We start from the raw sequence: 22,451 nt of genomic DNA, 5'->3' as shown, positions 1-22,451 counted from the left end.
GAGGCGGATTTTATATCAATTACCAACACCCTTCTAGATGCAATTAGTTGTTCGATGTTTATTTGTTCGAATTAAAAACCAAAATCAAGCGGCATGGCCAATTTTTTAACTAAATAGAAAAGACTAATTAACTTGCTACCCACTCGATCTCAATCAATGTCGTATCGCCACACTTTAGGCGACCAAGGAAAATATCGCCTCTGTGCACAGCACCAACACCTTTTGGCGTACCCGTCATCACAACATCGCCGTCTAGCAATGTGGTATAAGAAGACAGCTCTTCTAGAATAGTTTGGGGGGAGTAAAGCATCTGCTCAACATGTCCTTTCTGGACGCGGACACAGTTAATAAACAGTTCTAGATTCAAGTCCGTTAGATCTAAGTTATCAGTCGGAACGAAGCGACTAAAAACGGCTGAACCATCAAACGCTTTGGCGCGTTCCCAAGGTAAGCCTTTCGCTTTTAAGCTACTTTGTAACTCACGTTTGGTGAGATCGAGCCCTAAACCTACAGCCGAGTACTGACCATTTTCAACGATAAAGCAGATTTCAGATTCATAGTGCAGTGCTTCTTGATGAAACGAAGAAAGAGAGGAAGTCACGCTGGTGCTTGGTTTATTGAACACCACCATCGAGTCAGGGATCGCGTTGTTAAGTTCTTCAATGTGATCGACATAGTTACGCCCAACACACAGGACCTTAGTTGGTGCTGCGGTTCGTTTCGAATTCATCAATTGTTCCTGATCTACAACGCTGCTCATAGTTTGTCCCTGAACTATTTTTTGGAGTGCAAAGTTTACCGCAACATAAAGAGAGAATCTTCGACAAGATGGTTAGCAACATCTAAATTCTGATCTTGAGCTCAATTTAATGACTTAAATACTTTTATCCGAAGATCGCGACATATAAGAACTGATGACAAGAGCATAGCTACGTAGATGAAATGAATGGTTAGGTAACATGAAGGAAAAACTAAAACAGATGCGTATAGAACGGAAGAAGCCCTCTCTAATCAAAAGATCAGAGAGGGCTTAGCATGGTGTCTAGGACAGTATCCTAAAAGGTAAACTTAAGGAGTAAACACTATGCTAAATCAGTCTGCGACTTATAGGTAGTAACGAGCACCAAGTAGCCATTGGTCGTCAGCTTTTTCTTTGTACACGCCAGAACCTTGTAGGTCGAACTGGTAACCAGCAAAGCCTACGAACTGAGATGTGAAGTTGTATTCAGCTTGTAGAGCTGTTGTGCTGTACACAGTTTCGCTCATCTTGTCGTCTTCTACTGCTTCGTAGTTAACGCTTAGGTTCAGGCTGTTAGAAAGAGCGTAAGACGCTAGTAATTCAATAGCAACTGACTCTTCAAGAATCTGCTTGTTACCAGTGTTCATGTAGTTGTTCATTGCGTAAACACCAGCAAGGAAAAGACCTTCTGAACCGTATGAACCGTAAGTTGCACTTACTACGTGAGAGTCAGCAGTCTTAGAGCCAGAAACACCCGAGTAGTTTACATCACCGCCATTGTACGCGTAGTTTGCTGTGAAGTCGGCAATAGAGTAGTTCAAAGCGATTTGACCACGGTTGCCATATTCATTTTGAGTTAACAGACCAGTGCTTTCAACCTTACGACCTTGCCATGCAACACCAAGACCTAGAGAGCCCGCGTTACCGAAATCGATAGCATTAGCGTAGCTTACCATCTCTTCACCACGACCAGTACCTAGGTTACCGTGATCTTCGTAGATGAAGTCATTCGCGAAAGCGATTGGCATATCGGCAACACCAGCAACGTTGTAGTAAGGTGCCCATTGAGTACCTACTGCTGCACGGCCGTAATCGTCGTGAGAAACACCAACGTAACCAAGACGAGTTGTGAATGACTCTTCACCGCCGTCTAGCATGTTCAGTGCCCATTCACCTTTAGCGTCAGCAGTAAAGCCGTTGCCTAGTTCGTGTGTTGCACCGAAGTTGATACGTGGAGAAACAGTCTCAACACCGATATCATCGCTGTTTTGACGATCAGCGCTGTTTACATCACCAACTGCAACTGAAACGTGACCGCCAACTGAGAATGTTGTGCCATCTTCGTTGTAAAGTTCTACTGCAACTGCCTGTGTACCAAATACTGCACCAGAAATTGCTAGCGCTAAAAGTTTCTTATTCATTTGTCATGTCCATTATGTAACTGGGTGAGTTATTCACTAACAACCTCGTGCTTACGAAGAAGTTGTTACCTGCATTTAACAAGTAGGCAAACACTAATCGATGAATGACAAAAAAGTTGCATTAAAATATATAAAATAAAAACAACAATGCTATAAAAAGCAAAAATCACTTTAAAAACAAGAAAATAAAACACAATCACAAGAAAGTCTTTGTGTTTTATTTATATTAGCCAAAGCGATTTTTTGGTTTTTAAATCACTAAAAAAGCATTTAAAATCAAAGAAAAGAAAGAGTGAACCGTCGATGAATAGGAGAAATCTGACAATGAAACATTCTGTAACATTTAGAGCCTACTAGAAAACGTTCAAACTAAAGCTTACTAGCGTAAGCCCAAGCTGAACTCACTAATATATGGATAAACCACAGCTATCAAGCTGGAGCGTTAGACACAAAAAAGGGCAACCAGTCGAAGACCAATTACCCTATTTATCATTTTTCTAAGTGCATAATAGCCCTAACGGGGCCACACGAATTAAGTTGTTATTTAAAACAAACCTCAGCCCAACGAGCTAGGCCCGCGGTTACAGAACCAAAGTAATTACCACTTACAATAGGAACATTTGGCACAGCTTGTTGTACGGCTTCGCGCAGTATTGGCGAACGAGCTGAACCACCTGTCATGTAGATGACATCTGGCTTTTTCTGACCTTGCTGTATCGCTTCTTTCACCAACTCAATCATCTTAGACTTTGGCGTTTCGATTGCATCGATCATCTGTTCAACTGAGATATTCACCTCAACTAACTCAGAAGCAACGTTAATTGCTGTTCGATACTGAGAACATTCCGCTAAAGCAATCTTGGTTTCTTCAGCGCGACGAACAATGCCGTAACCTAGAGTGTCGTGATAAACCTTTATCAAACGATCTAACTTTTGAGGCTCTGACGCTTCTTTACGAAGTAACTTCAACGCTGCAAGGTTCTCACGAGAATAGAAGTTCTTCTGAGCTTCTACATTGTTAATCGCGATAGGATTCCAGAATTGAGTCAATGGCATATCAATACCAGAGATCCCTTTACTGCCCATCCCGAAAGGTGACATCAATTGTTTGAACGCTAGATAGATATCGAGGTCATTACCCCCAACCCTTTGCCCGCTGTGTGCCAGTAAGCTCTGAGTGCGATCTGCTTGACTAGACCAACTAGGACCCATTTCTAACAATGAACAGTCGGTCGTACCACCACCAATATCGACCACCAATACCGTTTGGTTTTCAGTTAAGGTGCTTTCGTAATCTAAGCCGGCAGCTACTGGCTCAAATTGAAAGGCGATATCAAGGAAGCCTGCACGCTTAGCGGCGCGAGTGAGGATGTCTTCTGCTTGTCTGTTTGCCTCTTCACCACCTCGTCCATGGAAGTTAATTGGTCGTCCAATGACCGCTTGTTTGATCTGTTCTTGAGTCGTGCGCTCGGCTTGGTGTTTAATATTGGCCATCATGGCACACACCAAATCTTCAAAAAAGCTGACCTGAACATCGTGCAGACCACTTGCACCAAGGAAAGACTTAGGAGACTTAACGTAATAAACGTCACGAGGATCTTCTAAATATAAGTCTAACGCAGCTTGACCAAATGCCATATCTTCCGGCACTAGGTCGATACTCTCTTCTCGGTTCAATGCAATCGCACGTCGTAACACTTGCTCACCGACCGCATCACTTGGCTTGATGTTTAAATGGCGAAATAGATGCTCAGAAACACTCTCACGAGTAGGAGCAAAGACAGTTGAGGGAATATAGTGGTTGTCACCTTCTAGTGGTAACAGGCTTGGCTCTCCATTAACCATCGCCGCGACAGAACAGTTCGCTGTTCCATAATCAAATCCAATAAACATAATATCCCCCACGCAACAAAAGGGGCGAGATGCTACATGAAAAGCCTTGAAATTACGAGGTCATTTGTCGATTTAACTCTGTCATTTTTTGCTTTGGCGACTCTTAAAAAGGAAACAAATATGTTACATTTCAGCCCAAATAAATCACGGGTCAGATAGATGAAAACACCTTGCCGAGCGGCTTGTAAAAATAATGGCGGTATGTGTAGCGGTTGCTTTCGCACAATGGATGAAATTATAGGTTGGAAAGGCTTATCTGAGAATGAAAGAGACTCTGTTATGGATAACGTCAGTGGCGCGAGTTCAACTCACCAATGTCCACAATGTAATGAACCCGCTCAATGCGATATCAGTGCAGGTAAAGATACGTGCTGGTGTTTTAAATTAGAGAAACGCGATACGAGCGATATTCCAAAAGCTGGCGTTTGCATGTGTCGTAAGTGCCTGTCTGAACTGCCGATTCAGTAATTCGCATGCCTGTTCTTGTACAGCTATTCTCGTGCAGTTAAAGAAGCGAGATATGAATTTCTCGCTTCAAAATACTTCTTGCTTAGTGAGTGTTTACTTCGTCTTTAAACCAATTTATTAAGCTTTCGAAACCTATTTACTTAATCTTTAATAACAATTTACTTAGCCTTTAAAACCAATGCAGGCTGAGGAAACTCTACGCCACTCCAACCGTGAGTCATGAAGTTACGAATATTTTGATGGTCGGTATTCTCAGGGAAACCTAATACGTCATTGCGGTAATATTGGCCAAAGCAAGCCAATGTCTGCTCCGCTGAAAGGCCTTGCTCTAAACCAAAAGCAAAAATCTTACACGAACCGTTATTCTGACCAGCCGCATTCACAACATCACCGTTGCGAAATTCAGACTCTGAAAAATCATAGTGTGCTTCTATCACTTGCATTGTATCTTCAAATTGCACGCTTTCCGGGGTTTCAGCTAACGTGCTTAATAGGGTTTCCAGTTCCATTTACTATTTCTCCGTCAAGTAAGTAACGTACAGCAGTGTATCTTGTTTTTCGATAAGAGTAAGCCGTTGTTTAGTTGGCTAAGCGATTCATTTTTTAGCCTTGCTAGTATAATTACTTCAATGAAACTAATGACATAGTTTTATCAGGACGTTATATTGTTTTATCAGATGGTTAACATTGTTCAGTAACGAATATGCATAAAGATAAAAACTTAGAACTGTTCAGATACCTAAAACCAGGTACAAAAACAGCAGGTGTATTGGAATTTGGCCCAGACGATTCAATCCAGATCAGTACGCTCTATATCGGACACAAACAAGATCAGTACCTTATCCTTGAGCTATCACAAAAAGCGACCGAAGCACTGACACTCAGAAAGCTCAACAACGTCGATATTATTGTTCGCGCTATAACCGATACTGAGCTTGGTCACATCGTCGCATTTAAGACCAATGTATTGGCTCATATCACCTCACCCGCGCATCTTATCTTCCTGCGTCCACCTTCAAACTTCGCCACTAAGCCAATCCGTGAACACGAAAGATACAAGGTACGCCTCAACTGTGAAGTGACCTTTGATACCTTGTCATTAGATGCCACTCTGGTTGATTTTTCAGTATCAGGTTGCGGGATTTATCTTACGCAGCAATCAGATATCGACGTGGGCTGGAAAATAAAGGTCAATTCACTCTTAAACGAGCACTTAGATGATGACCTGGTTTACAAAGTAGTGAGTAAGAAAAGACAGGGGCAGGGTTGGCTATTAGGCATCCAATTCCCCGAGCACTTAGATATGAGTGATGAGCTAAAAACTCTGCTTTTAGAGCAAGCTTTTGTAGCTGGCTCTATTTAGGTTCTAAATTTCTGCTTAGAGCCACTACCTCAGTAAAGCACGACTTCAGTAAACCGTAGTTTCAGTAAGCCTTAGCTCCAGTAAACCAGTGCTTCAGCATGCAACTGTTTAGCTAAGCCTCACTCCAATATGAGTTTTTGAAGTGCACAAAGGCTTGGTGTAGTGACTCTTCTTTAATGGGTTTTACTATAACGTAATTCGCCCCAGCAGCCATGAAGCTGTCTCGTGTCGTTTCTTGAGCATCGGCGGTACACGCGTAAATAGGAGCGACGACACCAATTTCCTCTCTCAGTTGTTGTGTGGTTTCAACACCACCGAGGTTAGGAAGTTGGTTATCCATCAAAATAAGGTCATAGGTCGTGATTTTCGCCATCTCGATCGCCTCTAAGCCATCTTTTGCCCAAGTGACCACCATCCCGTACTTTTTACAGAAAGCCTGCGCAATAAAGGCATTGGTGTGGTTATCTTCCACCAGCAGAACCTTCAAAGATCGACTAAACAATGCTTCAGGTTCGATATCAGATTGCGGCTTCGCATCGATTAATGGTTTAGAGTGTATTTCCACTGGAATTTCAATGATGAACTCCGAACCTTGACCGATATGACTGCGAACTTGAATGTCCCCTTCCAGCATATCAACAAGGTTTTTTACAATCGTTAACCCCAAGCCAGTACCGCCATATTCACGAGTCGTGGCCTCTTCTGCTTGAACAAAGGGTTCAAACACTGCGTCTATCTTGCTTTCATCGATACCAATACCCGTGTCTTTCACCCGCACAATCAAACTGGCTTGATCGGAATTAAAGATGCTTTCGAGCTCAAAGCTGACCGAAATGTCCCCTTGATGAGTAAACTTAAGCGCGTTACTCAGCAGGTTAAACATGATCTGATTTAGACGTACTTGGTCGGTGTTGATTTCGATGCCGTCAACCAAGTGATTCACTATGGTAAACGTGACCGACTTGTCTTCACACAATGGGCGATAGATGCTGTCTAAGGTGTTGACCAACTCCCCCAAGCGGAAATCTTTCTTTTGGATATTGAACTGCCCCTGCTCGATCTTTGAGAAGTCCAAAATATCGTTAAGTACAGCCAGTAGATGTTCCGCACTATTACAAAGTACATCGACTTGTTCTCGATTATCTTCACTGTGTATCGAGCGTTTAAGCAATTGAGACACACCCAAAATACCGTTCAGTGGTGTTCGAATCTCGTGGCTCATCTTCGCTAAGAAATCAGCACGCACATTAGCAAGGTGCTCAGCTTCTTCTCTTGCTCGATCGGCTTGTCTCTCAGCTTCAATCAGCTTAGTGATGTCTTGCCCTTGTACCACCACACCTGTGATGCCGTGCTCAACACGAATGGCCGACATATTCCAACGAAATACCTTTTCACCAATAGGCACGTTAATACCCGTTAGCTTTGCTCCTTGAACCACCATTTGAATGTTCGGCAACATACGATACTCAAACTCTTGAGCCATAGCGCCATAATTGTCATCTTCATCGAACAGCGCCATACGAGCCGCAGGGTTCATCTGAATCAAATCGCCTTTTTCAGACCAAACCAAAATCGGCGAGTGAGCAAAATTGAATAGATCTTGGAACTTTTGATTCTGCTCAGACAAGCGTTCAAATGTGTCTTCAAGCGTACAACCGATATGATGAAATTCGAAGATATTAGAGCCATCGAACTTATTGTACTCTTCGCTATCACTGGCAGAACGAGTGAAGTCCATCAATTTGTCGAGCTCCGCCGCCACCCTTCGCTGAATCCAAGCGCGCGCAAAGAAAGACATGAATACGATCACCACAATCACAACAATGATTGCACGCTCGTAGTTCTCTTCTAGCGCGATGAAGTTTGTGTTCTTCTGCACCGCACGGATGATGAGAGGGGTTTCAACTGCATTGATCTTGATGGTTGCAATAGTGACGAAATGACGAGGCAACTGCTCGTAAATTTGATAATTGAGGATATCGGCTATGGTGTAGCTTTCATCGCCACTGAATGTCGATGTAACAGGAGTGCCATGCGCTTCAATCACGATATTTTCGCAATTGCTGCCCTGCTGGATAGATTCAGCAAGAGAGAAGTTATTATCTAGCACAATCGCAATATAGAGCTGACCAAGCACCTCCCCGGTATTATTATCAACAATCGGGGTTCGACGAGCCAATAAATGGCGTTTGCCGATATCTGTCATGAGTTTAATGAAATGCCAGTTGCTGCTGAACGACACCTCATCTGATATATGTTTTAAGCTGGACGTATCCAAGCCATAAAACTGACCGTTGCCATCTTCCCACGCCAAACCATCATGAGTAGAAACAAAACGTAAATCCGGCGCATGGTTCGGTTCACGTTGGTCAACACCAAAGAAAAAGTAGCTCAGAGCCTCTTCATTACCTGTTTCAAAATACTCTTTTAGCGTTTCACTGTGTGAGCTACTGTCTTGATGGATTTGCAGCACCGACAAGCGGTAATCAAACATGTTTTGAATCAGACTAGAGGTCTGCTGTACGGTTCGATTGGTCTCTTGTTTTACGATGCTGCTGCTGGTTTCATAATTGTGAATAAGCACGCCGAGTGCCATCACGCCTATCACAAAAATAATGATGCGCGTAATGAGTTTGGCTAAGGTGTTCCTTGGTGTACTGGCGTAGCTTTTCTTCATTATTGACCTGAGTACCTAAATGCTCGCTGTTTAAGTTCTGAAATACGTTCTGGAGAATCTTCTTTGGTCACGACTTCAAATTCACCAGAGTAAACGGTAGGAACTTCCAACCCAGCAAGATCCCATTTGATCGCCTCTGCCATCGCAATACCGGTGTCGTCGTTCATACGCATAACGGTCACATCTAAGTCACCTCTCGCAAGAGCTTCAAGCTCAGCGGAACCGCCTCCCCAGCCATTAACTAAGATATCTCGACCTGATTCACGAATCGCTTCTGCCGCGCCTAGAGCGACATCGGTTGCACATGCATAGATAAAGTCTAGATCCTTATCGTTCGCTATGCTGATTTTAGCCGCTTGGTAGCCGGTCTCTTTGTCTGACTTTGTGTAAAACGAAGACTTGAGGGCAAAGTTGGTGTCGGTGTTCACTTCATGGATAAAGGTATCTCCACGAGCATCACTGATATAACCTTCAGAGCGGTACAACACAGAGTATTTGCTGTCTGGTTGACTCACTTCTTTAAAATAATCTGCCAGTTTTAAACTGCCTGTCGCATGGTCAAAACCTACATACATAAATGGCTGTCTATCTGCCCACGCACGTACTGGTGTGGTGATATTCTGCAAGATCAGCTTTGTATCAGTGGAACTCAACACATGTTCGATAAACTTGCGGTGTCGCGTGGTATCTAAGGTGAATATCAAGTAATCCGTTTTGTTCTCGATCGCCTCTTGAAGCGAGATACTCTGCTGAGTGAGATCAGCATTAACACGGGTAAACACCTGATTTATTTGATAGTTAATTCTCAGCTTATCAAGGCGCTTTTCAAACGCTTGGATATTACGAACCCAATAGTCAGAGATCTGCTGGCCTGGATACACAACCGAGATCGTGATCGGTCGATCTTGAGGTCGCCTCAATGGCACTGGGTGATTTTGCACAGCTTCGACCATTTTATCGGTCAATATTTTTTGTTCTGGAAACTTGGAAAGATAATCTTGGTATTCCCAGTACCCATTGAGGACATGAGTACCATGGGAGAGAGCGGATGCAGAAAATACGGCAAGTCCAAACAACATCAGTAAACGTTTCATATTTTTCTCGTTTTATATGAGCTACTTTGGCTCATTTTTTAACCTAGCATGACACCATATCTTTGTATGGCTGAACGATATTATGTAGGACAACGATTAGAAATGATAGCGTCTAGCACTAATTAGAACGACATTCTAAATGAGCAAAATGTTAATTTGGAATTGAGATTAGGATTAGCTTGTTAGATAGTGAAATTAGATCGATTAAACAAAAGTGAATTATCATTTAAATTCAAAAAGTTAACTACAATACATATGAAACCAAATATTATTAAGATTTAGTCAATAAGGAATATTTTAGCTATGAATTATGAGACTTCGATATATTGAATTTGGTCTTCTTGCCACTCAATGATTAGTTTGAGTGATACCAGTTTTTCTTTACGAGATTTGGGTAATTGTTTGATCGCGTATTCTGTTTTCAATGCCTCACTTTTTGACCTAACATCGAAACTCCAAACCAACTTAAGCGGGCCTTTCCCTTTTAAGGCTTTTGCGCCTTTACCTGTCTGATGCTGTTCAAAACGGCGATCTAAATTATTCGTCACTCCACAATAAAGAGCATTGTGACGATTGCGGATCAAGTACACGACCCAATCCGCATTTTTATCAGATTCAGACATCTAAAGCAGCGATTCAACCAGAGCCTTAAGCTCTGCCACTTCTGCTCGTAGGCTTGCGACCTCTGACTCTAATTCTTCAAACTTTTCATTCGATGCAGAAGGTGCTGCCGCGCTTACCGATGCCGTCGCAAACGCTTCAACATCCACTTCACCGCTCAACAGATGTTGATAACGTGATTCACGCTTGCCCGCTTCACGAGGTAGCTTCACGACTAATGCGCCCGCTTCTCTTGCAGCTAGCTTCTCAAGTGTCGCTTCCACCTCTTTTACATCGCTGAAATTCGCTAGGCGGCCAGTTCGAGTACGAAGTTCACCTGGAGTTTGCGCACCACGCAGCAACATACAACAGATGATTGCGCGTTCTTGCTCAGTAAATTGAAGATCACCAAATTCCGTGTTGCAGAAACGATGTTGATATTTGTTTACGCGGCTATTGAAACTGCTTTCGTCGCTGACCATGCGACGCGAAATCAAACCATCAACCGCATCTAAAACGTCTGATTCAGACAGTGAAAGAACAGGCTCACGGTTACTCTTTTGATTACAAGCCGTTGTTAAGCTATTTAGTGTTAATGGGTAGTGATCGGGAGTAGTGACTTCTTTCTCGATCAAGCAACCAATAATTCTCGCTTCAATTGGGGAAAGTACTGTGTTCATCGTTTTTCCTTTTTATTATTTTGATAATTCCATCTCAACACCTAACAATGCAGCCTCTCAGGACTAGTGCTCAGACAAAATCGGTACTCGTTTCTTTCTGCCTTGTTCATCAATCATTATGATCTTAGAACGGTTTAGCTCTATTTCCACGACTTCCAAATAAGTACGCTCTTGCACATACGCATCACGAAGCTTGTTTTGTTCTGCTGAAGATTCAGTGACGTTGTCGTCCAATTCTTCGGTTTCTAATTGTTGTTGATTCATTTCACATTTCGTATCAATGCAGTATCTACATGGGATACTAACTTGATCGGTGAGATAAAAACAATCACACATCAGCGAGAGTGACGAATAATTAAACAACCTTACTTTTGCTTTGATCTAAAGACTGTTACATCATCAATTGATGTGCTTTAATCAGAACCAGGCAACGTATTTGACGAATAGGAAAAGGAATCTATGAGCAGCGTATTTGAAATTGTTAACCAAGCACGACGTAAGAACAAACTTAAGCGTGAACTTTTAGACAACGAAAAGAAAGTTCGTGACAACCGCAAGCGTGTCGACCTTCTTGATAACCTACTTGATTACATCAAGCCAGAGATGACTCACGATGAGATCCTAGGCATTATCAAAAACATGAAAGCAGACTACGAAGACCGCGTTGATGATCACATCATCAAGAGTGCAGAGATTTCTAAAGCTCGTCGCGACATCAGCCGCCGCATTCGTGAACTAACAGAAGAAGACAAGCAAATCCAAGGTAAGAAATAATCTCACCTCGTTGATTAACTTGTAATAATGTTAGTAACCCACTCTTTGTAGTGGGTTTTTTTGTACATAAATTCCAGTGTCTATACTTAAGCTTACGCGTTTACTGATTCAAATATCACTAGCAAAGCCAACGTAAGTAATGGAGTCACCTTATGTACTCAAGCATCCTTATTACCTTAGCGCTATCAACGACTCAACCTTATCCTGAAGAATTTGAAAGGCTGTATACCGAAGAGACTGAAATCACCTACGATGACCTCGTGGTGGACGTTCATGGCTACAAGGTTCCGACTCGCTCGGCATTTCGTGGTTGGATGTTGCTTAACCACGCAGAAGACCAAGTAAGAGAGATCGGGCAACAACTCAAAGATGCGGGAATCACACAAAGCATGCCTTTACATCTGGTGTTGTTGCAAGGGACAGACTGGGCAATGAGTAACACCACCTTGTTTACCCTCCCCAACAAAAAACATGTGCCCAACATGATCAACACCTTGAAGTACATTCAACAATACATCGAACCTGAAATCGGTGTGGTTATTCCTGTTTCTGGTGAACGTTCAAAACTCTACAATCAACAAGCTGGCGGTGCTCTGCAAAGTAAGCACTTAGAGTTCTGCGCCTTAGACCTTGTCCCAGCCAACGGTATTTCTCGAGCAGATTTGCACGTTAAACTCAAAAAAATTCACGTTGAATACGGGCAGAAAAATAACGTAGGGTTGGGCCTGTACGCCGGCGTTCGATTCCACATCGACACTTGCGGCTTCAGAAATTGGTGATTACACACAGACACAGTAAAGTCAAAAAGACACGGTTATTAATTATGTCTTTTTAACTCTTTTGGCATTTGGTTTTTTATTAAGATATTGATATTTAATAAAGAATAAAACTGGAACACTATTTGCGTTACTAAGTATCAAAAGAAACTAATAGCAATTAAGAATTCAATATGAAAACTATGACTCAACGCTTTCAAACTCTACTTTCTGTATCGAACTTCAGTTTAGCGATCACCGCGTTACTTATGCTACTCAGTATTATTGTTGCTTATCCTATGGCCGACCACTTCTCACTGCCGATTCAAATCGTCGCTCACATCAGCACAATCTTAGTCGCTGCATTATTGAAAATCAGCTATGTAGGTCGCTGTCTTGCACAGTACAACCTTGGCTTAGAAGTCCGCTAGGCGATATCAAGGCTACTGAAAAGATCGTACAACTGATGAGATTTATAAGGCTTGGGCAAGTAAGCGTTCATGCCCGCTTCAAAACAATCTTTAATGTTTTCTTCTAATACACTGGCAGTTAAGGCAATGATCGGCAGTGGTGTGGCTTCTTGTTCACATTCCCACTGTCGAATAGCTCGAGTCGCAGCGATGCCATCCATCACAGGCATCATGCAATCCATTAAGATGGCATCAAACTGAGCACCTTGAGTGATCACGTCGACCGCTTCTTGTCCGTTACTGGCAATCAAATACTCATAACCCGCTTGTTCAAGGAAGAAGCTCGCTATTTTCTGGTTCATCAGATTGTCTTCAACAATCAAAATACGTCGATTCAGCGAACGAACCTCTTCATCCTTTGGTTCCACCTGCGGTGTTGGCTCTTCGCCGACATCGAGTGATTGTAAGCTGTTGAAGAACCGTCGACCCAAAAATGGCAGGGTATGAGTCGAGTGCACTGTCTCTGTGATTAGGTTGGTTTTAAATAGGTGATGCTGACACACAATCACGCGAGAAAGCGGATATACGGCCTTTAGTGCCGCTAAGTCCTTCTCCATAGAATGATGCAGCGTATGACAATACAGTATGAAATCGCTCTCTTTGAGACTGTCATCGAGATCCGAAATAGATGAAACGACATTAGGACGAACATTCAAGCGTTCACACTCTTTCACCAATTGATCTAGGTAATTGAAAGAGTTCGAGACAACCGTCACGGAGCTCAAGTTCTCGAAGCTCTGAACCTGAGATTCAACAATGTCGACATACAAACAAAAAGTGAACGTCGAGCCCTCTCCTTTCACTGAGCGCGCGGTAATATAGCCACCCATCAAATCAACAAGCTGTCGACAAATCGCAAGCCCCAGTCCTGTACCACCAAATTGACGCGTAATGCTGCCATCTTCTTGTGTGAAGGGTTCAAAAATGGATTCTAACTTCTCTGGCTCAATGCCTATCCCAGAATCCGACACACTGCATTCAAGCTTCCCTCTTCCCAAAGACATGGGCGTGTACGCAATATCCGTCGTGATCGTTCCTTTAGACGTAAACTTGATGGCGTTAGACAACAGGTTCGTCAGCACTTGCCTAACTCGGTATTCATCAAAGAACAATTGTGGCGGGGTTTGGGAGTCGATGTTGATGTCGAGTTCGATGTCTTTACTGATCGCTTTAGATAAAATCACACTCACCGAGTCATAAACAGCTTCTCGCAAATCAGCATTGTGTGGCGATAACATCAAATTGCCCGACTCGATTTTAGACAGGTCTAGAATGTCATTCAGCAGCACTAACAACGAGTGAGAAGACGATTCAATATCCCCTAGCACTTCTTGTTGGTTGGCACTTAGCTGGCTCTGAGACAAGATCTCCGCCATGCCGATAATCCCATTGAGCGGCGTACGAATTTCATGGGACATATTGGCAAGAAAGGCGCTTTTCGCTTTATTCGCTGAAATAGCATCCTCTTTGGCTTTTATTAACTCTTTGTTGTGATGATAGTTACGCTCCATCACACGGTTCAGAGCTTCAGTAAATTCAGCAAGCTCATCGTTCCCTTGAATATGAATCACCTTGGGTTTGCCATAGCTATCTGCACACTCTGTTACCCCTTTAAGAATTAACGATAGGTTACGATTTAAACGCAGAGAGGTGGCGATACCGAGCCACAACAAAACACCTGAAGCAGCCAGAATCAGCAGTGTCATGACCAAGGTTTGTCTTTTTTGTAGCGCGATGTTCTTTGTTAGATCGAACTGCAATTGCTTGGTATAAGCGCCAATCGCTTTTGAAATCGCGCGTTTTTTGAGTTCCAAGCCTTTGAGGTGTTCATAGATTTCAGGTGACGAGAAGTCCCCTTCGAGGATTCGTGATGTGAAGCTGTTTTGAAGTTCATCTTTGGAGAAAGCATTTAGCAGTTCTCTAATTTCCGGGGAGCGACTGCCCGATCGAAAAAACGAATCTAACAACTGTTGTTGCCTTTCCAATGCACCAACATAACTCAGTAGGTATTGATTTTTTAGCTCTGGAGTACGGTACAGACTGTAGCTTAACCACGCTTCTCTCTGAGTCCAGAATACATAGTTAGTGAGATGGACGAACACCGCATCAGCCTGACCGATATCTTCATCGACTAAAATCATCTGATATTCAGACAACTCCATCAATACATCTTTCAGCAAGTCGAATGCACGTTCGGTCAATTGTGTGTTGTTTGTGGCTTCTGTCTCTTGAGCAAGCCTCATCAACACGCTTTTAAGCTCAACCAACTGCGGTTCAACGCTCCAGTTACTGTCGAACTGTTGAAGTCGAACCTCATATTGAGTGAGCTTATCCAATTCTGATTGCAGCTTTAATAGCAACTGACCTTTCTCAGGGGAGTCATTAGACAGAACCAGCCATCGATAAGCACTACTTGAAATGGTATTAAAAGATTGAAGCGCTTCGACCTTAATACGCGTTGTTTCAAGGTGATTCATCTTCTTATCGTTCTTTAGCACTTCGTTAACTGTAAATCCAAACATAATGAATACAGAAACGGTGGAAAGAAAAATAAGACGCCATCTAATTGACATATTTATCATTTTTATAACTACTCCCTTCCCGAAAGTAATTTACCTAGCCCAAGTTAAGAATAGGACATTAACAGAGGTTATTGATCAAATTGGATATGAACAAACGATACTCCGAGTCCAGAACGGACATTTAAAATGAACAAGCATCAATATCAGTGCGGTCAAAGTAGAAAGGTTTACCGAGTTATTATCACTCGCATAACAAGTAAAAGAGAAAGAGGTTAAACGCCGTGAGGTAGCGAATAACCGCCCTACACACTAACAAAGTCGAAAATTAGGTTAAATTTGTGAGATCCAATCGTTTGCGTCTTGCTGTTTTTCCATTCAACCTTGGCTTATTCGAAAGTCGAACAGCAAAACCCATTGAACAGCTCATCTATTGTTTACCAATTCCGTGTAACTTGAGTTAATGATCACACCTTGAATGATCGGTATGACTTTCATTACATATCATATTTTGATTTGAGTATTTTTTGGCGAAAATTAAGTGCTACAGATTGTTAAAGTCAATAGTCTTTCTTAATACTGAAATCTTGATTTATGGCTACTATCACGCCAACTTGCAGATAATTTATCTGCATTTATTTTTCCTAGCAGAATAACCCGTCGTACCTTACAATCCTGCCACATAAAAATTACAAGTTACACACAAGGCATATCAAGCAGAATTAAGTGGCGTTAAAGACCACCGCTTGATAGCTCAACCCCCTATGCTGATTGGCTTCCCTACAACCGCCATGACTGCAGAACTTAACGTGAAAGGTCCCGAGTAAAGATGAGTCCCGAAAAGCACCTCCTAGACTGGCAAACTAGTCAAACTATTGCTGAATCCATCGCTCCAACTTTAGGTCAGTTATACCGCCAAAAAGGCGTAGAAGTTATCCTCTTCGGTAAGACCTTGGTTAACGCAACTACTATCGACATCATCAAAGCTCACCGCATCGCAAAACGTTACACTGGCTCACCGCTAACCGCAGAACAAACTCAACCAATTATCCAGCATCTACTATCAATGCGCCTGTCTCCATGTCGCGTTGATGTTGGTCGTCTTGCAGCTCAGTACTGGGAAAACCACGAAGACCTTAGTGCGATGGATGATTTCCTTCAAACGGCTCTAATGGGTTCACTTGAAGGCGACGCGATGACAAAACCTCGTGACGTTGTATTGTACGGTTTCGGTCGTATCGGTCGTCTGCTAACTCGTATTCTTGTAGAGAAAAGCGGCCCAGGTTATCCACTTCGTTTACGTGCAATCGTGGTTCGTGGCGGTAAAGATGGTGATTTAGAAAAACGCGCAAGCCTGCTTCGTCGTGACTCAGTGCATGGCCAATTCAACGGCAGCATCGTGGTAGACCAAGAGCGCAAAGCGATCATCGTTAACGGTAACTTCATCCAAGTTATCTACGCAAACAAGCCAGAAGAAGTAGATTACACCGCTTACGGCATTGATAACGCATTAGTTGTTGATAACACAGGTGTGTGGCGTGACGCTGAAGGCCTAAGCCAACACGTTGCTTGTAACGGTGCTAGCAAAGTACTTCTTACTGCACCAGGCAAAGGCGACATTAAAAACGTTGTATTTGGTGTGAATGAAAATGTGATTCAGCCAGAAGACACAATCATCTCTGCAGCAAGCTGTACAACCAATGCGATCACACCAGTATTGAAAGCAGTTCACGACAAGTTTGGTGTTCTGTCTGGTCACATCGAAACGGTTCACTCATTCACGAATGACCAAAACCTAATCGACAACTTCCACTCAGGTGACCGTCGTGGTCGTGCTGCTTCATTGAACATGGTACTGACGTCGACTGGTGCTGCAAAAGCAGTATCAAAAGCGATGCCAGAGATGGAAGGTAAGCTAACGGGTAATGCGATTCGCGTCCCTACGCCAAACGTTTCAATGGCAGTAGCAAACCTAAACCTTGAGAAAGGCACGAACAAGGACGAGCTAAACGCGTACCTACGTGAAATGGCGCTGTCTTCTGCTCTGTCCGCTCAAATTGATTACACTGATTCAACTGAGATTGTATCTACTGACTTGGTTGGTTCTCGCCACCCTGGTGTCGTTGACGGTGTTGCAACTATCGCGCAAGACAACCGCGCTGTTCTTTACATTTGGTACGACAACGAGTTTGGCTACAGCTGCCAAGTTGTTCACTGTATGGAACAGATGATGGGTGTTCGCTACAAGACTTACCCAGCGGTTTAAGATCTCTGAGTAAAATCAGCTCCACAACATAATAACTATATCTGCGAAGCCTGTTTCAGGCTTCGCAACCCCTTCTGTTTTACTCCCCCGTATAAACAATAGGGTTGCCACTTAGATCTGCTCTCTCTAACTGATCTAGGTGGCCTTTTTACATCAGCCTCACTAGGCGGCCTTCATATCTGTTACAACTCAACCTCAACATCCGACTGAATCGTACTTGAACACGCCAATACGTATCCTTGTTCAATCTCTTCTGCTGTCAGTGTCTCTTGGCTGCTAGATTCCACAGAACCTTTGGTCACTTTACATTTACACGAGCCACAAATGCCGCTGCGACACGCAATAATAATTGGCACACCTGCTTGTTCTAGAGAGTCGGCTAATGGCGTCCCCGTCTCCGCTTCCACTTCTTTGCCAAACGTCGGGACAAATACCTTAACGGCACTATTCGTATCACCAGAAGCCTCGACTTGTGTCTCTTCTGACTGAACATTCTGAGTAGCAGGCGTAAAACTTTCTTGATAGAAGTTGTCCATGTTGAACTCAAGCTCTTTCAGGTAGCTTTCTATGTCTTGCATAAAGCCAACAGGGCCACAAAGGTAGACTGTTCTGTCTAGGATGTCTGGGCTCAGTTTCACCAACCAGTTCTTGTCCAGTCGACCTTGAGGCGCTGTAGTGCCTTGGTTATCTTTAAGCAGCAACTTAAGGTTGAAGTTGTCATACGCTTCATCGAGCTGGTGAAGCTCTTCGAAATAGATAGTCTCAAGCTTATTGCGCGCCATATGGACGAAATCTATCTCCATCTCACTGTCTTGAGACAACCAATATTTCACCATCGCCATTACTGGCGTGATTCCGCAACCTGCGCTGACCAGCGTTACCTTCTTGCTCTCAGTCGGCATGCAATCAATACAGTTAAAGCCACCAGCAGGTTTTAAAACCGCAACCTCATCGCCTTCATCAAGCTCATCGACAATAAAGTTAGACACCAAGCCGCCTTCAACACGCTTAACTGTCAACTTCAAACGATTGTCTTCAGGACAAGAAGCGACTGAGTAAGCGCGGTAATCGGTTTTTGTCGGCATATCCAAGCCCAATGTGATGAACTGGCCTGGCTTAAAATTGAAATGTAGGTCTTGTGGAATACTGCCAAGCTCAAAGCTGACCGTATCTGGCGTCTCGTGCCATTTCTTTAAACACACTAAATTAATTGAATCACTATCCGACCATGCATACATAGTTCACACACCTTACTGATACTAAAGAATTAAATCTAAAAAGCCCCGCCGCTGCACGTTCGAAGAGAACAGCAACAACGGGGCTTGGGAGTGGGCTTACATTAAGCCGCTAAGATTGTTTTAAGATCTTGCTCTGGCGTTGAAATAGAACGCATGTCGAACTCGTCTTGAATAATCTTTAGTAGGTTCTCTGTTAGGAATGCAGGTGCTGTTGGACCTGTGTAGATACCTTTCACACCCAGTGCGAACAGAGTAAGCAGGATAACAATCGCTTTTTGCTCGAACCAAGATAGAACCAGCGTTAGTGGTAGTTCGTTGATGCCACAGTCAAACTCTTGAGACAGTGCAAGCGCAAGCTGAATCGCCGAGTAAGCATCGTTACATTGACCAACATCTAACAGACGCGGGATACCGTTAATGTCGCCGAATTGGTTCTTATTGAAACGGAATTTACCACATGCCAGCGTTAGGATAACTGAATCTTCTGGCGCTTGAGCTGTGAAGTCTGTGTAGTAGCTACGCTCAGATTTGTCACCGTCACAACCACCCACAAGGAAGAAGTGTTTGATGTTGCCTTCTTTCACTTGTTCAACAACCGCAGGTGCTGCTTCCATCAATGCATTGCGACCAAAGCCGACAGTGATCATTTGCTCGATCTCGTCATGCTTGAAGCCTTCTTGTGCAAGTGCACAATCGATTACCGCACTGAAATCGTCGCCTTCAAGGTGTGCAACACCCGGCCAGCCAACAATGCTACGTGTAAATAGACGATCTGCGTACGCACCAACATCTGGGTTAAGTAGGCAGTTAGACGTCATTACAATTGCGCCAGGGAAGTTAGCGAACTCTTTCTGTTGGTTCTGCCAAGCGCTACCGTAGTTACCCGCAAGGTGTGGGTACTTGTTCAGTTCAGGGTAACCGTGCGCAGGTAACATCTCACCATTGGTGTAAACGTTAATGCCCTTGCCTTCGGTTTGTTGAAGGATCTTTTCTAGATCGTGAAGGTCGTGACCAGAAACAAGGATACAGTGACCCTTCTTAGTCTTCACATTCACCGTTGTAGGTTGTGGGTGACCGAATGTATCTGTCTCGCCCTTGTCTAGCATTTCCATTACTTTGTAGTTCATCAAGCCAATCTGCATTGATGTATCCAGTAACTGTTTTAGGTCGGTTGGATCAGTACCTAAGAAAGCCATGATTTCGTGGTATTCAGCAAAGATTGCATCATCTGTTTGGCCAAGAACACGTGCGTGCTCCATGTAAGCCGCAGCGCCTTTCAAGCCGTATAGGCAAAGAAGACGAAGACCAATCACATCTTCGTGTTGAGAGTCGTGACCACGGTTAACTGCTGCTTGTGGTGCAAGTGCCAGTAGTTCTGAAGAATCCGTTGGTAGATCGAACTGCGCAGCAGGAGAAAGCGCTGGAATGTCGAAACCAATTAAAGTCGCAGCAGCGCGAACTTTTTGCTCTAAACGCTGTTTAAATTCGTGAGATTGCTGTGCAAATTCAATGATACGCGCAGGGTCGAAGTTAACGTTGGTCAATGTTGCGAAGAACGCTTTTGGTGCCCACTCGTCAATTTCAGTATCAATAACATCGCAAGTGCGACCTAAGTTTGCCCAAAAAGAAACACCTTGAAGAGAATACACCAACACATCTTGAAGGTCTGACACTTCCGAGGTTTTGCCGCACATACCTTGTGCGAAAGAACAGCCTTTTACAGTGGGTGTTTGAATGGTTTGTTCACATTGAATACAGAACATATAGGGGCTCCAGTAATTTTTATTAGCTGTAAGTACTTTGCTTACAGTGACTTATTCCAAACCCTATAGAGCATCAACTGTGCCAACTTTTAACTCATTGATTTTAAAGAACTTGTATATATTCCATATTTTTAGTGCGTGTTTATGACTACATTTACACACCCAAAGTCAACACACCCGTGTCATAGTGACTCTCGGTAATTATTTAATGGCGTTCATGTTTCGTTCAGAATAGAAGCGATAAAGTAACAACATAGAAAAAGAGGAATGAATATGAAAAATATCTTAGTTACGATTGTTGCGCTGTTTACTGGCCTTTTAGCGCTATTCACAAGCTTGATCCTTGCTATTCCTTTAGCTATTGCAGCTTTAATTACTGGCAAGCGCATTCAAAATCAAATGAAGAAACAAGGCTTCGCAGCTCATATGAACACTCGTCAGTCATCAACCAGTGATGCAGGTGTGATTGAAGGTGAATACGAAGACCTTTCAAACAGAAAATAGTCTAAGCTTTTGCTTCAAGACAAAACACGACAGAGACAACACTAAAAAATGCATAGCAAGACCATTCTAACGCTACTCGCCCTAACGACTTTAAGTCTCGTTGGTTGTTCCAACGAGACCATCGCTCCAGCTTACGTAACCTCTCCTGACTTGCCTGAATATCAGCAAGACAGCTTTGACGCCTACGTAAATGACACTCAAGATTGGTTACTGAAAAACCGTGTGTTCATAACCGAAGACAAGCAATTGGAGATCCAACTTAATTCTCCGACTGAGTACAAGCCTGTAACACCTAACGGAAAGGCTGTTCTATTGGTTCACGGATTGGGCGACTCACCCTATTCGTTTAAAGACATCGCAACACACTTGGCAGAGCAAGGTTACCTAGTGAGAACGGTATTGCTACCAGGTCACGGCAGCCGTGTGGGCGATTTAATGCAGCCAAGCTTGGAAGACTGGCAAGGCGTGGTGGCTCATCATACTAAGTTACTCGAACAAGAGTATGACTCTGTGTGGCTTGGTGGCTATTCAACCGGCGCCAACCTCGTCACGTCACAAGCGATGAATGATCCTAAAATCTCAGGGTTGCTGCTGTTCTCTCCTGCATTTCAACCGAGTTCGTCCGCGGTTCAATATGCTGGGTTAGCAAGCTATTTTGTCACTTGGGCCGATCAAGATCCTGAAGACAATGTGTTGCGTTACAACTCACTGCCAATGAACGGTGCTTCGGTTTACTACGAAACATCTGAAGTGGTTCGTGAAGACTTACAAGATAAACATTTCGACAAGCCAGTGTTTATTATGATGAGTGAAGGCGACAGTGTGATTGATACTAGCTATGTTCAGCAGGCGTTTACTGAGTCTATGCCAAACCCAAACAACGTGTTGATTTGGCAAGGGGAAACCACACTCGACGATCCCCGCGCGGTTCAATACAGCATGAAGATCCCTGAACAACGCATCTCAAACGGTTCACACATGGGCTTGCTGTTCTCACCAAACAATCCGTACTACGGCATCAATGGCAGCGAGAAGATCTGCTCGAATGGTCAGGCTGAAGGCTTTGAAGAACAGTGCAACGCAACCAGTGAAGTATGGTACTCGGCATGGGGATATCGCGAAGAAGGTAAAAACCATGCACGTTTAACCTACAACCCTTACTTTTCAGATTCGATGAAAAAGCTAGACGAAGTTCTTAACTCGGAAGGCTAAAGCTCACTCGATAAA

20 protein-coding genes are annotated in these 22,451 nt (G+C 43.4%); 8 read left to right on the top strand and 12 right to left on the bottom strand.

The window, feature by feature from the left end; genetic code table 11:
- Positions 1 to 127: 127 nt before the first annotated feature.
- From L1D22_RS07600 to yegD, 3 genes are all read right to left on the bottom strand, one after another.
- The gene (locus L1D22_RS07600; RefSeq protein ID WP_239829266.1) at positions 128 to 760 is read right to left on the bottom strand and encodes a fumarylacetoacetate hydrolase family protein; all 633 of its coding nucleotides are present in this window, start codon (positions 758 to 760) and stop codon (positions 128 to 130) included.
- A gap of 344 nt (positions 761 to 1,104) precedes the next feature.
- A complete protein-coding gene (locus L1D22_RS07595) occupies positions 1,105 to 2,160 on the bottom strand; it encodes a porin (protein WP_239829265.1) in 1,056 nt (351 codons plus the stop codon).
- 540 nt (positions 2,161 to 2,700) lie between these two features.
- Entirely contained in the window at positions 2,701 to 4,053 is a 1,353-nt protein-coding gene (gene yegD, locus L1D22_RS07590) for a molecular chaperone (protein ID WP_239829264.1), read from the bottom strand.
- 159 nt (positions 4,054 to 4,212) lie between these two features.
- Here yegD and L1D22_RS07585 point away from each other — a divergent pair, with 159 nt between their 5' ends.
- Positions 4,213 to 4,521 carry a DUF1289 domain-containing protein gene (locus L1D22_RS07585; RefSeq protein WP_239829263.1) on the top strand — a complete coding sequence of 103 codons (309 nt, stop codon included), beginning with the start codon at positions 4,213 to 4,215 and terminating at the stop codon, positions 4,519 to 4,521.
- A 158-nt stretch (positions 4,522 to 4,679) separates the two neighbouring features.
- On the opposite strand, the gene L1D22_RS07580 is transcribed toward L1D22_RS07585, so the two are convergent.
- Positions 4,680 to 5,030 carry a HopJ type III effector protein gene (locus tag L1D22_RS07580; RefSeq protein ID WP_239829262.1) on the bottom strand — a complete coding sequence of 117 codons (351 nt, stop codon included), beginning with the start codon at positions 5,028 to 5,030 and terminating at the stop codon, positions 4,680 to 4,682.
- A 194-nt stretch (positions 5,031 to 5,224) separates the two neighbouring features.
- On the opposite strand from L1D22_RS07580, the gene L1D22_RS07575 reads away from it, so the two are divergent.
- Positions 5,225 to 5,884 (top strand): PilZ domain-containing protein, encoded by a 660-nt coding sequence (locus L1D22_RS07575; RefSeq protein ID WP_239829261.1) that lies wholly within the window; start codon positions 5,225 to 5,227, stop codon positions 5,882 to 5,884.
- 112 nt (positions 5,885 to 5,996) lie between these two features.
- Here L1D22_RS07575 and luxQ read toward each other — a convergent pair whose 3' ends face one another.
- From luxQ to L1D22_RS07550, 5 genes are all read right to left on the bottom strand, one after another.
- Positions 5,997 to 8,561 carry a quorum-sensing autoinducer 2 sensor kinase/phosphatase LuxQ gene (gene luxQ / locus L1D22_RS07570; protein ID WP_239829260.1) on the bottom strand — a complete coding sequence of 855 codons (2,565 nt, stop codon included), beginning with the start codon at positions 8,559 to 8,561 and terminating at the stop codon, positions 5,997 to 5,999.
- Positions 8,561 to 9,655: an autoinducer 2-binding periplasmic protein LuxP gene (locus L1D22_RS07565; protein WP_239829259.1), complete on the bottom strand. Its 1,095-nt coding sequence runs from the start codon at positions 9,653 to 9,655 to the stop codon at positions 8,561 to 8,563. The genes luxQ and L1D22_RS07565 overlap by 1 nt, the downstream gene beginning before the upstream one ends.
- Positions 9,656 to 9,963: 308 nt before the next feature.
- Positions 9,964 to 10,278: a GIY-YIG nuclease family protein gene (locus L1D22_RS07560; RefSeq protein ID WP_239829258.1), complete on the bottom strand. Its 315-nt coding sequence runs from the start codon at positions 10,276 to 10,278 to the stop codon at positions 9,964 to 9,966.
- On the bottom strand, positions 10,279 to 10,935 hold the full coding sequence (locus tag L1D22_RS07555) for a YceH family protein (RefSeq protein WP_146490046.1): 657 nt from the start codon (positions 10,933 to 10,935) through the stop codon (positions 10,279 to 10,281). It abuts the gene before it with no gap.
- A 63-nt stretch (positions 10,936 to 10,998) separates the two neighbouring features.
- Positions 10,999 to 11,199: a hypothetical protein gene (locus L1D22_RS07550; RefSeq protein ID WP_017630496.1), complete on the bottom strand. Its 201-nt coding sequence runs from the start codon at positions 11,197 to 11,199 to the stop codon at positions 10,999 to 11,001.
- A 195-nt stretch (positions 11,200 to 11,394) separates the two neighbouring features.
- Here L1D22_RS07550 and L1D22_RS07545 point away from each other — a divergent pair, with 195 nt between their 5' ends.
- From L1D22_RS07545 to L1D22_RS07535, 3 genes are all read left to right on the top strand, one after another.
- The gene (locus tag L1D22_RS07545; RefSeq protein WP_004742367.1) at positions 11,395 to 11,709 is read left to right on the top strand and encodes a DUF496 family protein; all 315 of its coding nucleotides are present in this window, start codon (positions 11,395 to 11,397) and stop codon (positions 11,707 to 11,709) included.
- A gap of 152 nt (positions 11,710 to 11,861) precedes the next feature.
- A complete protein-coding gene (locus L1D22_RS07540; RefSeq protein WP_239829257.1) occupies positions 11,862 to 12,488 on the top strand; it encodes a D-Ala-D-Ala carboxypeptidase family metallohydrolase in 627 nt (208 codons plus the stop codon).
- 170 nt (positions 12,489 to 12,658) lie between these two features.
- On the top strand, positions 12,659 to 12,895 hold the full coding sequence (locus L1D22_RS07535; protein WP_017075851.1) for a hypothetical protein: 237 nt from the start codon (positions 12,659 to 12,661) through the stop codon (positions 12,893 to 12,895).
- Here L1D22_RS07535 and L1D22_RS07530 read toward each other — a convergent pair.
- Positions 12,892 to 15,456, bottom strand: a complete 2,565-nt coding sequence (locus L1D22_RS07530; RefSeq protein ID WP_239829256.1) for an ATP-binding protein — start codon at positions 15,454 to 15,456, stop codon at positions 12,892 to 12,894. The two genes, L1D22_RS07535 and L1D22_RS07530, sit on opposite strands and share 4 nt — an antisense overlap.
- 826 nt (positions 15,457 to 16,282) lie before the next feature.
- On the opposite strand from L1D22_RS07530, the gene L1D22_RS07525 reads away from it, so the two are divergent.
- Positions 16,283 to 17,719 (top strand): glyceraldehyde-3-phosphate dehydrogenase, encoded by a 1,437-nt coding sequence (locus tag L1D22_RS07525; RefSeq protein WP_239829255.1) that lies wholly within the window; start codon positions 16,283 to 16,285, stop codon positions 17,717 to 17,719.
- Positions 17,720 to 17,901: 182 nt separating this feature from the next.
- Here the strand turns inward: L1D22_RS07525 and L1D22_RS07520 are convergent, their stop codons facing one another.
- Complete coding sequence (locus tag L1D22_RS07520; RefSeq protein ID WP_239829254.1) at positions 17,902 to 18,957, bottom strand: hybrid-cluster NAD(P)-dependent oxidoreductase; 1,056 nt, start codon at positions 18,955 to 18,957, stop codon at positions 17,902 to 17,904.
- 101 nt (positions 18,958 to 19,058) lie between these two features.
- Positions 19,059 to 20,720: a hydroxylamine reductase gene (hcp, locus tag L1D22_RS07515; RefSeq protein WP_239829253.1), complete on the bottom strand. Its 1,662-nt coding sequence runs from the start codon at positions 20,718 to 20,720 to the stop codon at positions 19,059 to 19,061.
- A gap of 273 nt (positions 20,721 to 20,993) precedes the next feature.
- Between hcp and L1D22_RS07510 the strand changes: the two genes are divergently transcribed.
- Both L1D22_RS07510 and L1D22_RS07505 read left to right on the top strand, forming a co-directional pair.
- Positions 20,994 to 21,224, top strand: a complete 231-nt coding sequence (locus tag L1D22_RS07510) for a hypothetical protein (protein ID WP_017630489.1) — start codon at positions 20,994 to 20,996, stop codon at positions 21,222 to 21,224.
- A gap of 48 nt (positions 21,225 to 21,272) precedes the next feature.
- Complete coding sequence (locus L1D22_RS07505) at positions 21,273 to 22,436, top strand: alpha/beta fold hydrolase (protein WP_239829252.1); 1,164 nt, start codon at positions 21,273 to 21,275, stop codon at positions 22,434 to 22,436.
- The last annotated feature ends 15 nt before the right edge of the window (positions 22,437 to 22,451 follow it).

The sequence above is a fragment of the Vibrio sp. Isolate34 genome, assembly GCF_022397915.1.
Classification (GTDB): domain Bacteria; phylum Pseudomonadota; class Gammaproteobacteria; order Enterobacterales; family Vibrionaceae; genus Vibrio.
This window is presented reverse-complemented; position numbering and strand designations above follow the sequence as displayed.

Bases quoted from the DNA above. Each gene is read 5' to 3' on its own strand.
- L1D22_RS07595 (WP_239829265.1), bottom strand. From the start codon at position 2,160: ATGAATAAGAAACTTTTAGCGCTAGCAATTTCTGGTGCAGTATTTGGT.
- L1D22_RS07540 (WP_239829257.1), top strand. From the start codon at position 11,862: ATGTACTCAAGCATCCTTATTACCTTAGCGCTATCAACGACTCAACCT.
- L1D22_RS07575 (WP_239829261.1), top strand. From the start codon at position 5,225: ATGCATAAAGATAAAAACTTAGAACTGTTCAGATACCTAAAACCAGGT.
- L1D22_RS07510 (WP_017630489.1), top strand. From the start codon at position 20,994: ATGAAAAATATCTTAGTTACGATTGTTGCGCTGTTTACTGGCCTTTTA.
- L1D22_RS07580 (WP_239829262.1), bottom strand. From the start codon at position 5,030: ATGGAACTGGAAACCCTATTAAGCACGTTAGCTGAAACCCCGGAAAGC.
- L1D22_RS07545 (WP_004742367.1), top strand. From the start codon at position 11,395: ATGAGCAGCGTATTTGAAATTGTTAACCAAGCACGACGTAAGAACAAA.
- L1D22_RS07585 (WP_239829263.1), top strand. From the start codon at position 4,213: ATGAAAACACCTTGCCGAGCGGCTTGTAAAAATAATGGCGGTATGTGT.
- yegD (WP_239829264.1), bottom strand. From the start codon at position 4,053: ATGTTTATTGGATTTGATTATGGAACAGCGAACTGTTCTGTCGCGGCG.
- L1D22_RS07505 (WP_239829252.1), top strand. From the start codon at position 21,273: ATGCATAGCAAGACCATTCTAACGCTACTCGCCCTAACGACTTTAAGT.
- L1D22_RS07555 (WP_146490046.1), bottom strand. From the start codon at position 10,935: ATGAACACAGTACTTTCCCCAATTGAAGCGAGAATTATTGGTTGCTTG.
- L1D22_RS07520 (WP_239829254.1), bottom strand. From the start codon at position 18,957: ATGTATGCATGGTCGGATAGTGATTCAATTAATTTAGTGTGTTTAAAG.
- L1D22_RS07525 (WP_239829255.1), top strand. From the start codon at position 16,283: ATGAGTCCCGAAAAGCACCTCCTAGACTGGCAAACTAGTCAAACTATT.
- L1D22_RS07565 (WP_239829259.1), bottom strand. From the start codon at position 9,655: ATGAAACGTTTACTGATGTTGTTTGGACTTGCCGTATTTTCTGCATCC.
- L1D22_RS07535 (WP_017075851.1), top strand. From the start codon at position 12,659: ATGAAAACTATGACTCAACGCTTTCAAACTCTACTTTCTGTATCGAAC.
- L1D22_RS07530 (WP_239829256.1), bottom strand. From the start codon at position 15,456: ATGTTTGGATTTACAGTTAACGAAGTGCTAAAGAACGATAAGAAGATG.
- luxQ (WP_239829260.1), bottom strand. From the start codon at position 8,561: ATGAAGAAAAGCTACGCCAGTACACCAAGGAACACCTTAGCCAAACTC.
- hcp (WP_239829253.1), bottom strand. From the start codon at position 20,720: ATGTTCTGTATTCAATGTGAACAAACCATTCAAACACCCACTGTAAAA.
- L1D22_RS07560 (WP_239829258.1), bottom strand. From the start codon at position 10,278: ATGTCTGAATCTGATAAAAATGCGGATTGGGTCGTGTACTTGATCCGC.
- L1D22_RS07600 (WP_239829266.1), bottom strand. From the start codon at position 760: ATGAGCAGCGTTGTAGATCAGGAACAATTGATGAATTCGAAACGAACC.
- L1D22_RS07550 (WP_017630496.1), bottom strand. From the start codon at position 11,199: ATGAATCAACAACAATTAGAAACCGAAGAATTGGACGACAACGTCACT.